Raw genomic sequence first — 11,831 nt, 5'->3', positions numbered from 1 at the left:
ACTGAATGGAAATGGGATGGTTGAGTGAAATATCGTAAGGCGACATTTAAGGATATCGAGGCAATCTATCAGCTGGTGGCTGATTATGCAGAAGAGGGCGTGATGCTGGCCCGGTCGCGCAATACGCTTTATGAGACGTTGCGTGATATGATCGTAGCCGAAGATGATGATGGCGCCATTGCCGGTGTGGGCGGCCTGCATATCATCTGGGATCGGTTGGCTGAAGTGCGTACGCTGGCCGTAGCACCGCAGAAGACGCGGCAGGGAATTGGCGCAGAAATCGTCAAGCGCCTGATTGCCGAAGGTGAACAGCTCGGTGTCGAGAAGGTGTTTACGCTTACCTACAAGCCGGGCTTTTTCCAGACGCTGGGCTTTGAGACCATCACAAAGGAAGAGCTGCCGCATAAGGTTTGGAAGGAATGCATCGATTGTCCGAAGTTCCCGAACTGCGACGAGATTGCGATGGTCAAGGTTTGATGGAATAAACGTGTAATACCAGTGGATTATGTATAGCAACATTTACAAAATGTGTTGACATTATTGCGGCAAGCTGTTATAGTATTAACCAACAAGTGAAATGCACAGACGGAGAGAAGTACATTTAGTGGATTCTGTAGAGAGCGGTGGGCTGGTGAAACACCGTGAAGACCTGAATGGAAATACACTCCTGAGCAGCAGGCTGAACTAACAGTAGGCCGCGCCGGAATGCCACCGTTATCATAGGCTAGGATATGTCAGTATCCGAAATGAGAGGCTTGCATCAGCAAGCAGGGTGGTACCACGGGTATATATGCTCGTCCCTGTAGAGGGGCGGGCTTTTTTAGTGGCAATACTTCATTTCGGAATGATTTTTCAGACAGGAATCACTAAAGATTTTGGAGGGAAACACCATGATTATTGTAATGAGCCCCAGCGCAACCAAAGAAAATATTGACAAGGTCATCAAGAAAATAGAAGCGGCCGGTCTCAAGACCCATGTGTCGACTGGTGAAGAAGTCACGATTGTCGGTGTCATCGGCGATAAGAAGAAGATTGCTAATCTTGAGATGAACATGATGGAGGGCGTCGAAAAGACCGTCCGCATCACGGAGAAGTACAAGCTCGTCAGCCGCACCTGGCATCCGGAGGACTCGGTGGTCGATGTGGCAGGCGTCAAGGTCGGCGGTGAGAATCTCGTCGTCATGGCCGGCCCCTGCTCGGTCGAGAGCATCGAGCAGCTGCGCGAGGCAGCCAAGGCCGTCAAGGCCGGCGGGGCCCAGTTCCTGCGCGGCGGCGCATTCAAGCCGCGCACGAGCCCGTATGACTTCCAGGGTCTGGCCGAGGATGGCCTCAAGATGCTGCGGGAAGTTGCTGATGAAGAAGGCCTTAAGGTCGTCACGGAAATCGTCGATAAGGATGATATTGAGCTCGTCGGCAAATATGCCGATGTTTACCAGGTCGGTGCGCGCAATATGCAGAACTTCCAGCTCCTGAAGGCACTGGGCAAGGTCAACAAGCCGGTCATGCTCAAGCGCGGTCTGTCGGCAACCATCAGCGAATGGCTCAATGCCGCCGAATACATCCTTGCTGGCGGCAATGAGAACGTCATTTTCTGCGAGCGCGGCATCCGTACCTATGAGACCTTCACGCGCAACACCCTCGACCTCAGCGCCGTGGCAGCTATCAAGGAGCTCTCCCACCTGCCCATCATCGTTGACCCGAGCCATGGCACGGGCCGCTGGCAGATGGTGCAGCCGATGGCCCGCGCCGCTGTTGCCGCTGGCTGTGACGGCCTGATCATCGAAGTGCATCCGCATCCGGAGGTCGCCCTTTCCGATGGTGACCAGAGCCTGACGCCGAAGAACTTCAACCGCTTGATGGCGGACTTGGGCAAGATCGCCGCTGTCATGGGCCGGAAATTATGAGCCGGGCGAAGATAAACCTTGCCATCATAGGCGTCGGTTTGATCGGTGGCTCACTGGGACTGTGCCTCAAGGATAAGATGGGCGAGGATATCTACATCACAGGCCTTTGCCGCACGCAAGCCTCGATGGATAATGCGATGAAGCTCGGTGCTGTCGATTATGCGACCGCAGATATCGAGGCCGTGGTCAAAGACGCCGATATTGTCTTTCTGAGCCCGCCGGTCCTGCAGATCGTGCCCATGGTGGAAAAGATCCTGCCCTATCTGAAGAAGGGGGCCATCCTCACCGATGCGGGCAGCACCAAGCAGTATATCTGGCGTCATCTGCGGGATATCCTGCCCCAGGACGTCTACTATATCGCCGGTCATCCGATGACTGGCCGCGAAAAGAGCGGCGTCACGGCGGCCAAGAAGGACCTGTTCGTCGGCAAGGCCTATGTGATCGTCGAGGACACGGGGGCGCCACAGGAGGCCCACGATAAGCTCATGAGCGTCCTGCGCCATACGGGGGCCAATTTCACGACGCTGGACATCGCGCGCCACGACCGCTGCGCGTCGGTCATCAGCCATGTGCCGCATGTGACGGCGGCGGCCCTCGTCACGCTGCTCAATCGCACAGGCGGCGACCTGGACTCGTGCATCAAGCTCATCGGCGGCGGCTTTACCGATACGACGCGCATTGCCTCCTCGAATGCCGACATGTGGGCCGATATCTGCATGACCAATGGGGAGGCCATCGTGGCCAATCTCAAAGAGCTGCAGAACATCCTCGGCGAAGTTATCACGGCCTGTGAGAATCACGACCGCCAGGCTGTACACGACTATTTTGCGGCTTCGAAACAGCGCCGCGACAGCTTGCTTGAAAATGCTACGAAGAAATTCGATCCGAACTGATAAACGAGCCTTCCTGGGGGAAGGCTTGTTTTTTATGGGCAATTATGCGTATAATTAAGGAGGAAAATAACGGAGGAAATACTATGAAAATCAAATTGGAAGAATTAGCGGCCGCCATGGCGCAGTCGGATGTGCGGCAGAGTTATGTCGACATTGCGAAGGGAAAAGTCATCGTCGTGGCTGATGATATGGACGAGGAACAGGCCTTGGAGCATGTATTCACGATTGAGGAGGATTGGGAACATTACATTCCTGTTCCTAACGTCATCGATGAGGATTTGCGTGATTTCATGCAGGGATTTGCTGACTCGCGGGAACGTGAGGATGTCAAGGCGCGCTTGCGCGAGGCACTGCAGGGCAGCGGCGCGATGACACGGTTCAACCATCAGGTGCGCCATCTGCTACTTAAGCCGGCCTGGGAAAAGTATCTGCAGGCACAGCTTATCGAGGTGGCCCGCGACTGGTGTGAGGAAAACGCCCTCGAATACGAGGCATAAAGTGAGGTGTTTCCTATGAGCGTTTTGGCGATACTTGTGGTATTGGGACTTCTTGGCGCATCACTTGTCAGTGGTGTGGTCATGACTATGCTGACTGGCATTGCCGGTGTCGTGCTTGTCGCGGCGCTGGTCTGCCTGATTATTGGTCTGGCCGTGAATGTGGCCGTGGTGCTCGTAAAGATTGCGCTGACGTATCTATTGGCCTGCGCACTGCGCTGGCTCGTGCGCAAGGGGCTCGATGTGATTGATGTGAACACCGATTGGCTGCAGAGCACAAGCACCGATCAACTGGAGAAGATAGCGACCGTGGCTGGCGGCATCATCGCCGTTTGGTACATGTTCATTCATTGAATTCATGGCAGGCAGGAATCCTTTGGGGGTTCCTGCCTGTTTTTATATGTAAAGGGAATGGATTCTAGGCAGAGTGCCTGCGCATAATTGGCATAAGTGTGCAACCTGCACATTGTGAGGGCGCAAATAGCTGCCTATAATATAACCATAACCACATAAGAGATTTGCAAAGACGCAAAGCGATTGAACGCTTGGCGTCTTTGCTTTTTTAGGAGGTGCATAGGATGGGCGTATCCATTCAGTATTTGCATAAGGCTTTTGATCTTGTCGATGGCAAGCCGAAGTACGTTTTGGAAGATGTCAATCTGGAAGTAGAAAACGGTGAGTTTATCTGTATCCTGGGGAAAAGCGGCTGCGGTAAATCGACATTCTTGAATCTGCTGGCGGGCTATCTGAAACCGGATAAGGGCAGGATTGCGGTCAATGGCGTCGATATCGATGGTCCGTCAGAGACCCGTGGCGTAGTTTTTCAGCAGCATGCACTGTTTCCTTGGTATACGGTCCGGCAGAATATCGAGTTCGGATTGAGGCTCAGGAAACAGAAAGATGCCGCAGAAGTTGCCAGCAAGTATATCCAGATGATTGGCCTTGAAATCTATGAGGGGGCCTATCCAGCAGAGCTTTCCGGCGGTATGGCGCAGCGGGTAGGTATCGCGCGTGCCCTAGCCCCGGATTCGGATGTATTGCTTATGGATGAGCCGCTAGGGGCGCTGGATGCCTTGACCCGTGAGTTGATGCGGCAGGAAATCACACGTATCTGGCAGCTCAGCAAGAAGACGATATTCTTCATCACTCATAGTGTGCCGGAGGCCGTGTACTTAGCAGATCGCGTGGTACTATTCAAGGATGGGCATATTGATGCCGATGTTCCCATTGATTTGTCGCGGCCGCGGGATATGAAAACGGCAGCATTCCAAGAATATGTGGAACAATTTGCTGAACGGTTAGCAGAATGTGAATCAGAACAGAGGGCGGTGCAGGCAGAATGAAGAGCAAGGAATATATCCCTTCCGGCGAAATGGAAATGCTTTCCTTTTTTGATGAATTGGTTATGTCCCAGTATACGCAGGAGCAGACCTATGAGGAAAACATTGTTCCGCGTAAATATACAGAGGCCAGGAAGGCTAGGGCAGACAAGTTCTATAAGGCCTTGGCATTGTTCTATTTCTTCTGCCTGTGGGAGCTGGTAAGCTATCTCAATGCCCAGAGCGGCTGGTTCAATCCGGTATTCCTGCCGTCGCCGGTCACGGTGATCGAGACAGGCTATGCGTACCTCATGAGCGGCGCGCTGGCCATGCATATCGGGATGAGCTTCTACCGGATGCTGGCGGGCTTTGTGCTGGGGGGGCCGCCTCGCTGGTGGTTGGCATCCTGATTGCCATGAGCAGGAGCTGGGACAATATCCTGTCGCCCATCATCAATATGGTGGGGCCGATCCCGGTGTTTGCCTTCTTGCCGATGTTCCTGATCTGGTTCGGCATCGGCGAGGCGTCGAAGATTGCCTTGATTGCCTATGCGACCTTTGTGCCGAGGCTGATCTACATCATCGGCGGCATCCGCGAGACCGATTCGCTTTTGATCCGTTCGGCCAAGAGCCTCGGGGCGTCGGAGTATCAGATTTTTACGAAGGTTATCTTGAATTCTGCATTGCCGAAGATCTTTGAGGGTATGAAGATGAGCCTGGCCCTTACCTTTTCAGCACTGGTGGTGGCGGAGATGATGGGCGCATCGACAGGGCTTGGCTACATCATTGTCAATGCGAAGAATTGGTTCAAGATGGCGGATATGTTTTTGGCTGCTACCCTTATCGGGTTGGAATATACGATCTTCTATGGATTCTTGTCCTTGGTGGAGAAGAGATTGTTCCGGTGGAAGAATGCTGGCAGCAGCAATGCCGTAGAGAAATAAGAAAGAGCGAGGGGATTTCATGAACAAGGTATTTTTTTTACTATAACACAATATGTTGCCGATGAGAAGAAAAGTTGGTTTACAAAGTAACACTTTTTATTTGACAGATAGAGGTATTTCTTGTATTATATAAAAATAGCATATGAAGTATAAAATATAATATATATAAGCACAACGGAGTGCATCATGCTGAGCAGGAAATGTTTCCTGGGCGTGGTGTGCTCTTTTTGCGTTTGAAAGGAAGGTTAGAATATGAGGAAAAAGATTGGTTTGCCGTTGGGATTATTGGTATTATTGGTGATTTTGCTGCTGCCGACGCCACCGGATCTGTCGACGGCCGGGCATCGCATGTTGGCTGTCCTGGTGTTTTCGGTCGTGATTTGGATGTTTGAGACGGTTTCGTATCCTGTCTCGGCGGCAATCATCATCTCCCTGATGGCCTTTTTGCTCGGCACAGCACCGAACATGATGAATCCTGACAAGGTGCTCGGCACTTCTGGGGCTCTCAAGATGGCCATGTCCGGATTCTCGAGCCCGGCGCTGGCATTAGTCGGTGCGGCGCTGTTTATCTCCGCGGCCATGATGAAGACGGGGCTTGACAAGCGTCTCGCCTTATTCATCCTGTCGAAGATCGGCGCCAAGACCAAGAATGTCTTGGCTGGCGTAATCCTGGTTGGCTTTATCCTGAGTTTTTTCGTACCGAGCACTACGGCGCGTGTCTCGTGCATGGTGCCGATAGTCATGGGCATCATTGCGGCCTTTGGTGTACCGCTCAAGAGCCGGTTCTCGGCGGTGATGATGATTGCGATTGCCCAGGCTGACAGCATCTGGAATGTGGGCATCAAGACGGCTGCGGCCCAGAACATGATTGCGTTGGAGTTTATCGAAAAGCAGCTGGGGACGACAGTCAGCTGGCTTGACTGGTTCGTGACGGCGGCGCCCTTTGCGGCCATCATGAGTGTGGTGCTCTATTTCCTGCTGCTAAAACTCGTGCCGCCTGAAATGGATGAAATCGAGGGCGGTCAGGAGACGGTCGCCCGTGAGCTCAAGGAATTAGGCCCGATGACGCTTAGCGAAAAGAAACTGATGGGCATTTCGCTGGTGCTGCTGTTTTTGTGGTCGACCGAAAAGATCCTGCATAACTTCGATACCTCGTCGACGACGATGGCAGCCATCACCCTGATGATGCTGCCGGGCATTGGCATCATGACCTGGAAAGAGGCACAGGCCAAGATCGGCTGGGGCACGCTGGTGCTCTTCGGCGTTGGCATCAGCCTGGGGTCGGCGGTGCTGTCGACCAAGGCGGCTGCGTGGATTGCCCATGTGATTGTCAATCTCTTTGGTCTTTATCATACTTCGGCCTTTATGATTATTGCGATCCTGGCGCTGTTCCTGATTGTCATCCATCTGGGCTTTGCCAGTGCTACGGCGTTGGCAGCGGCCATGATCCCCATTGTCATCTCGGTGCTGCAGGGGGCGGCAGAGCATTCGCAGCTCAATGTGGTTGGCATGACGCTTATCCTGCAGTATGTCATCTGCTTTGGTTTCATCCTGCCGGTCAATGCGCCCCAGAACATGGTGGCTTTTGGCACGGAGACCTTTGAGGCGAAGACTTTTATCAAGACAGGCATCCCTCTTACCGTGATTGCCTACAGTCTGATCATGCTGATGGCAGCAACCTACTGGAAGTGGCTCGGCATCATCCTGTGACAGGTATTTTTTTGCCATAGACAGCGCAGAATGGTATAATTATTCCTGTATATTTTTTATGATGCGGCTGAGCTGCAAACAGGAGGTGTCTTTTTTGACACAATTTGACAAACGAAACATTACCATGATGATGGATTTTTATGAAATGACCATGGCTAATGGCTATTTCCAGGATCATGATAAAGACGTACAGGTGGCCTTCGATGTTTTCTACCGTGCGAATCCCGATAAGGGCGGCTTTGCGATTTTTGCCGGTCTGGAGCAGATCATCGAGTACGTGGAGAATATGGAGTTTTCGAAGGAGGATGTCGAGTATTTCCGCCAGCAGAGAATCTTCTCGGAGGAGTTCCTGCAGTATCTGGAGAATTTCCATTTCTCGGGGGACATTTACGCACTGCCTGAGGGAACCATCATGTATCCGAATGAACCGTGCATCACGGTAGTGGCACCTCTGATTGACGCACAGCTTGTCGAGACAGCAATCCTCGCCCAGATCAACCATCAGTCCTTGATTGCGACGAAGGCGCGCCGCATCGTCAAGGCAGCCAATGGCCGTGCGGTGTCGGATTTCGGCGCCCGCCGTGCGCACAACATGGATGCAGCGACCTATGGCGCGCGGGCTGCTTATATCGGCGGCGTTGTTGGTACAGCAACGGTCTCGGCTGGCCAGATGTTCAACATCCCGATTTCGGGTACGATGGCCCATAGCTGGGTCATGTTCTATAAGGATGAGTATACGGCCTTCAAGAAATATGCCGAAACGTATCCGGATGCGACGGTGCTGCTGGTCGATACTTATGATGTCATCCATTCGGGCATCCCCAATGCCATCCGCGTGGCCCATGAGGTCTTGGAGCCGATGGGCAAGCGCCTCGTCGGTATCCGCATTGACTCGGGTGATTTGGCGTACCTTTCCAAGCGCGTGCGCAAGATGCTCGACAAAGCTGGCCTTGAGGACTGCAAGATTGTCGTCTCGAATAGCCTCGATGAGTTTACAGTTACGTCGCTCTTGAATCAGGGTGCTTGCATCGACAGCTTTGGCATTGGCGAGCGCTTGATTACGGCTAAATCCGAGCCGGTATTCGGCGCGGTCTACAAGCTGGCGGCTGTTGGCGAGAATGGTGAATTCGCACCGCGCATCAAGGTGTCGGAGAACGTCGAGAAAATCACGAATCCGGGCCTTAAAGACCTTTACCGTGTCTATGATGCCGACGGTCATGCTGTGGCTGATATGCTGGCTGTCTGCGGTGAGCCGATTGACCTTTCGCAGCCCTTCCGCTATGTGGATCCGGTCAAGCCATGGAAAAACCGTACCTTTGAGGGCTGCACGATGAAGAATCTGCGAAAGATCTATGTGCGCCAGGGCAAACGCACGGAGAAACTGCCGACTCTTGATGAGATTCGCAACTATGTCAAACAGCAGCTCGAAAATGAGATTTGGGAAGAGGAACAGCGTTTTGAGAATCCGCACCGTCATTATCTTGACATGACGCCGGCTTACTATGAGCTCAAGATGGAGCTGCTCTCAAAGACACGTGAGGAACATGCCTGAGTGATTGTTTAGGCGGAGGAGGTCATTGGATGCTTACGGGAAAGACGAAGAATCTCGGTGTGTTGGGCTGGCCGATTGCACATTCCTTGTCGCCGGTCTTGCAGAATGCAGCCATCGGCAAGGCGGGTGTTGACTATGTCTACACGGCATTGCCGGTACGGCCTGAAGACTTGCCCGCGGCTGTGGCAGGTCTCAAGGCGCTGCAGTTTCGCGGCTGGAATGTCACAATCCCGCACAAGACGGCCATCATGCCGCTGCTGGATGCTATCGATGAAGATGCGCGCATCATCGGGGCGGTCAATACCGTCGTCAATGATGATGGTCATCTGACGGGCTATAACACCGATGTGACGGGCTTTATCCAGGCACTTGTCGATGCTGGCTTTGTGCCGCAGGGCAAGACGGTGGTGCTCTTAGGCGCAGGCGGCGCTGCCCGTGCCGTGGTCTGGGGGCTTATCAAGGCAGGGGTGCAGGCCATCTATATCGGCGTGCGCAGCCCTGAGAAGGTGCAGCCGCTGGTGGATGAGTTCAGCGCCTATGGAACGCTTACGGTCAGCCATTGGGAAAGTGAGGATTTTGCCGCTAAGCTGTCAGCCGCTGACTTGCTGGTCAATACTACGCCGCTGGGTATGACGCCTCATGTTGACGCCATGCCGCCCGTTGACTGGTCAAAAGTCAAAGCTGATGCCTTTGTCTACGATATCATCTATACACCAGCTGAGACGCGTCTGCTGCGTGAGGCACGCGAGTACGGCCATCGTGTGCTCAATGGCGAGGGAATGCTCGCCGGCCAGGGAGCGGCCGCCTTTGTCGAATGGACAGGCGTGGCGCCAGATGTGGAGCTGATGAAAGCCAAACTGCGGGCAGCACTTGCTCCGTGACAAATAAAACTATGAACACCTCGAAATCCTATGAAAGGGTTTCGAGGTGTTTTTGCATTGTGAGGGCAGGTATTTATGCTGGTGGCATCGAATTTTCAAGGGTGAGAGGGGGATGTGAAATGGCTGTGCAAAAATATTTGCGCGCATCAAGGGGAGATCCTACAAGGATGATTGAACGTTGCCACTGGATCGATAAGGATTCCCTGCCATATAAGTTGTTTACGGAACATGGATTTACTTGGGGCGGAGATTGGTCAGACCTCAAGGACTATCAGCTCTTTGAATTGCCGACAGCATTGACAGGAATCCTCTATCCTGACAATAAGTGAAATCGCTTAAGGGAAAGAACAAATAATACGATATATAAATAAGGGATAATGAAAATAACAAAACAATATTACGATAAACAGGTGATAACTGATGAAAAGATCTGATTCGATTTGTTTGGTGCTTGCTTTGGGATTACTAGCAGGAGGCCAGGCGACTGTTGCTGCGGAGTCAGCAGGTGGCATGGATGCTGGTGCGCAGATGGAGCGTGACCGCAGGGATATGGAACGGGAACGAGTGATGGAACAGATTGCCGAGGACGAGGCCGCAAAGAAGAACAAGGTGGAAAAAGAAGAAACGGCGCCTGCGGATGATAACGGCACAGACGTCAGCTTTGAGTTGAAGAAGGTTAAGTGGAGTCCCTCGGAAATCTTGACATCAGAGGAAATCCAGGCTGTTGTGGATGCTTACATCGGGCGACAGATTACGGTAAAGGATCTGCGGGCCATGGCCGAGCAGATCACAGGACTTTACAAGGATAAGGGGTATATGACCTGCGGAGCAGTCCTGCCACCGCAGCGGATTCATGAAGGCGTCGTGGAGATCCGTCTTATCGAAGGCAAGACGGGAGAAGTCAAGATCACGGGCAACCGTCATACGAAAACCGGCTATATCACGGATAGGCTGGGTCTGAAGGCGGGGGAGATTGCCAACGTCGATAAGCTGAACCGCGACCTGCGTTGGTTCCACGGCACCAATGACATGCAGCTCCGAGTGGTGCTGAAGCCTGGCAACAAGGAAAATACAACCGACTATGAGATCATAGCCTTTGAGCCGCAGAACCAGAACGTGACCCTCTATGTGGATAACGATGGTTACGAAAGCAGCGGGCGCTGGCGTGAGGGGCTGTTCTACAATATACGCAGTCTTAGTGGTCAGCGGGATGCCCTGCGGGCAAGTTTCATTCGTAGTCAAGGTACTAAAGCCTGGTCGTTGGGGTATAGTTTTCCGATTTCTCGCCAAGGAATGCGACTCGATTTGAACTATTCGGGCAATACGACAAAGGTGGTCAGCGGGGAGATGAAACCTTTGGGAGTTGAGGGTAAGTCGAACGCCTTTTCCCTGACTTGGCGTGTGCCCTTTCAGATAACGGAGCATTCCCGCCATGAGGCAGGTTTGCAGTATGTCCATCAGACGGCGAAAACGGATCTTGGTCATGGAGCTGTGCCCTGGGTGGATGACAAGATACAGCGGGTGATACCGTATGTTTCATTCACTCATTATGGAGATACTTCCGTATTTTATCACAAACACTCCTTTGTCCTGGCTAGGCGAACTGATATTGATGGCGTCTCAGAGACGGCCAAGATTTACCGTCTGAATTCCTTTTGGCAGAAACGTTACAAGAATGGTCAATTCTGGCAGGGAAGGATCGATGGACAGTGGGCAGCCGATGATTATCTGGCCGCATCCGACCGCTTTTTCATCGGTGGTGTCAATAGCGTCAGGGGCTACGAGGAAGGTTTTATCGGCGGTGACCGCGGCTTGACGGCAAGCATTGAGTATCACATTCCCTTAGACAAGGAAAAGCGTTTCACTGTGTTCCCTTTCGTTGACTGGGGGACGGTAGCTGGGGATACAGCGCCGGAACATCGGACTTTGATGAGTGCAGGGGTGGGGCTTGAGGCACGGTACAAGAACTTGTATAGTACCTTGACATTGGGATTCCCACTCAAAAAGGACTTTTATGATGATCATCTGGACAGCATGCGAGTGGATTTCAGCTTGTCGGCTACCTTCTGAGTTGAGCATGGAGCCTGAGCTGCCCTGATGATGCAAGGATAGTAAAAAGATGGACAGCTGGAAAG

The 11,831-nt window shown here is 52.7% G+C and carries 13 protein-coding genes and 1 other annotated feature; all 13 genes read left to right on the top strand.

Features of this window, described 5'->3' with window-relative positions; genetic code table 11:
- Positions 1-24: 24 nt before the first annotated feature.
- Positions 25-477 (top strand): N-acetyltransferase, encoded by a 453-nt coding sequence (locus BM322_RS01850; RefSeq protein WP_075428195.1) that lies wholly within the window; start codon positions 25-27, stop codon positions 475-477.
- Positions 478-573: 96 nt separating this feature from the next.
- Positions 574-805 (top strand) — a binding site (T-box leader).
- An 85-nt stretch (positions 806-890) separates the two neighbouring features.
- Positions 891-1,904 carry a 3-deoxy-7-phosphoheptulonate synthase gene (aroF, locus tag BM322_RS01845; protein WP_075428194.1) on the top strand — a complete coding sequence of 338 codons (1,014 nt, stop codon included), beginning with the start codon at positions 891-893 and terminating at the stop codon, positions 1,902-1,904.
- Entirely contained in the window at positions 1,901-2,797 is an 897-nt protein-coding gene (locus BM322_RS01840; RefSeq protein WP_075428193.1) for a prephenate dehydrogenase/arogenate dehydrogenase family protein, read from the top strand. The genes aroF and BM322_RS01840 overlap by 4 nt, the downstream gene beginning before the upstream one ends.
- A gap of 83 nt (positions 2,798-2,880) precedes the next feature.
- Positions 2,881-3,294: a UPF0158 family protein gene (locus BM322_RS01835; protein ID WP_075428192.1), complete on the top strand. Its 414-nt coding sequence runs from the start codon at positions 2,881-2,883 to the stop codon at positions 3,292-3,294.
- A 15-nt stretch (positions 3,295-3,309) separates the two neighbouring features.
- Positions 3,310-3,645 (top strand): hypothetical protein, encoded by a 336-nt coding sequence (locus BM322_RS01830; protein ID WP_075428191.1) that lies wholly within the window; start codon positions 3,310-3,312, stop codon positions 3,643-3,645.
- A gap of 224 nt (positions 3,646-3,869) precedes the next feature.
- Positions 3,870-4,634 carry an ABC transporter ATP-binding protein gene (locus BM322_RS01825; protein ID WP_075428190.1) on the top strand — a complete coding sequence of 255 codons (765 nt, stop codon included), beginning with the start codon at positions 3,870-3,872 and terminating at the stop codon, positions 4,632-4,634.
- Positions 4,631-5,020, top strand: coding sequence for a hypothetical protein (locus BM322_RS01820; RefSeq protein ID WP_075428189.1), 390 nt, complete (start codon positions 4,631-4,633; stop codon positions 5,018-5,020). Before BM322_RS01825 ends, BM322_RS01820 begins: the two co-directional genes overlap by 4 nt.
- Entirely contained in the window at positions 5,005-5,553 is a 549-nt protein-coding gene (locus BM322_RS01815; protein ID WP_075428188.1) for an ABC transporter permease, read from the top strand. The genes BM322_RS01820 and BM322_RS01815 overlap by 16 nt, the downstream gene beginning before the upstream one ends.
- Before the next feature lie 252 nt (positions 5,554-5,805).
- Positions 5,806-7,263 (top strand): DASS family sodium-coupled anion symporter, encoded by a 1,458-nt coding sequence (locus BM322_RS01810; RefSeq protein WP_075428187.1) that lies wholly within the window; start codon positions 5,806-5,808, stop codon positions 7,261-7,263.
- Positions 7,264-7,357: 94 nt separating this feature from the next.
- On the top strand, positions 7,358-8,815 hold the full coding sequence (locus BM322_RS01805; protein ID WP_075428186.1) for a nicotinate phosphoribosyltransferase: 1,458 nt from the start codon (positions 7,358-7,360) through the stop codon (positions 8,813-8,815).
- Between the two features lie 29 nt (positions 8,816-8,844).
- Entirely contained in the window at positions 8,845-9,696 is an 852-nt protein-coding gene (locus BM322_RS01800) for a shikimate dehydrogenase (protein WP_075428185.1), read from the top strand.
- A 167-nt stretch (positions 9,697-9,863) separates the two neighbouring features.
- Complete coding sequence (locus tag BM322_RS13640) at positions 9,864-10,025, top strand: M15 family metallopeptidase (RefSeq protein WP_218154590.1); 162 nt, start codon at positions 9,864-9,866, stop codon at positions 10,023-10,025.
- Between the two features lie 91 nt (positions 10,026-10,116).
- Positions 10,117-11,766, top strand: coding sequence for a ShlB/FhaC/HecB family hemolysin secretion/activation protein (locus BM322_RS01790; protein ID WP_318254489.1), 1,650 nt, complete (start codon positions 10,117-10,119; stop codon positions 11,764-11,766).
- The last annotated feature ends 65 nt before the right edge of the window (positions 11,767-11,831 follow it).

Source organism: Selenomonas sp. GACV-9 (assembly GCA_900116485.1).
GTDB lineage: Bacteria > Bacillota > Negativicutes > Selenomonadales > Selenomonadaceae > Selenomonas_A > Selenomonas_A ruminantium_G.
Note: the sequence above shows the minus strand (reverse complement) of the source record. Positions and strands in the feature narration are given on the sequence as shown.

What these genes read in the sequence shown, in the direction of transcription:
- aroF (WP_075428194.1), top strand. Translation starts at nt 891, where the DNA reads ATGATTATTGTAATGAGCCCCAGCGCAACCAAAGAAAATATTGACAAG.
- BM322_RS01840 (WP_075428193.1), top strand. Translation starts at nt 1,901, where the DNA reads ATGAGCCGGGCGAAGATAAACCTTGCCATCATAGGCGTCGGTTTGATC.
- BM322_RS01835 (WP_075428192.1), top strand. Translation starts at nt 2,881, where the DNA reads ATGAAAATCAAATTGGAAGAATTAGCGGCCGCCATGGCGCAGTCGGAT.
- BM322_RS01830 (WP_075428191.1), top strand. Translation starts at nt 3,310, where the DNA reads ATGAGCGTTTTGGCGATACTTGTGGTATTGGGACTTCTTGGCGCATCA.
- BM322_RS01825 (WP_075428190.1), top strand. Translation starts at nt 3,870, where the DNA reads ATGGGCGTATCCATTCAGTATTTGCATAAGGCTTTTGATCTTGTCGAT.
- BM322_RS01820 (WP_075428189.1), top strand. Translation starts at nt 4,631, where the DNA reads ATGAAGAGCAAGGAATATATCCCTTCCGGCGAAATGGAAATGCTTTCC.
- BM322_RS01810 (WP_075428187.1), top strand. Translation starts at nt 5,806, where the DNA reads ATGAGGAAAAAGATTGGTTTGCCGTTGGGATTATTGGTATTATTGGTG.
- BM322_RS01800 (WP_075428185.1), top strand. Translation starts at nt 8,845, where the DNA reads ATGCTTACGGGAAAGACGAAGAATCTCGGTGTGTTGGGCTGGCCGATT.
- BM322_RS13640 (WP_218154590.1), top strand. Translation starts at nt 9,864, where the DNA reads ATGATTGAACGTTGCCACTGGATCGATAAGGATTCCCTGCCATATAAG.
- BM322_RS01790 (WP_318254489.1), top strand. Translation starts at nt 10,117, where the DNA reads ATGAAAAGATCTGATTCGATTTGTTTGGTGCTTGCTTTGGGATTACTA.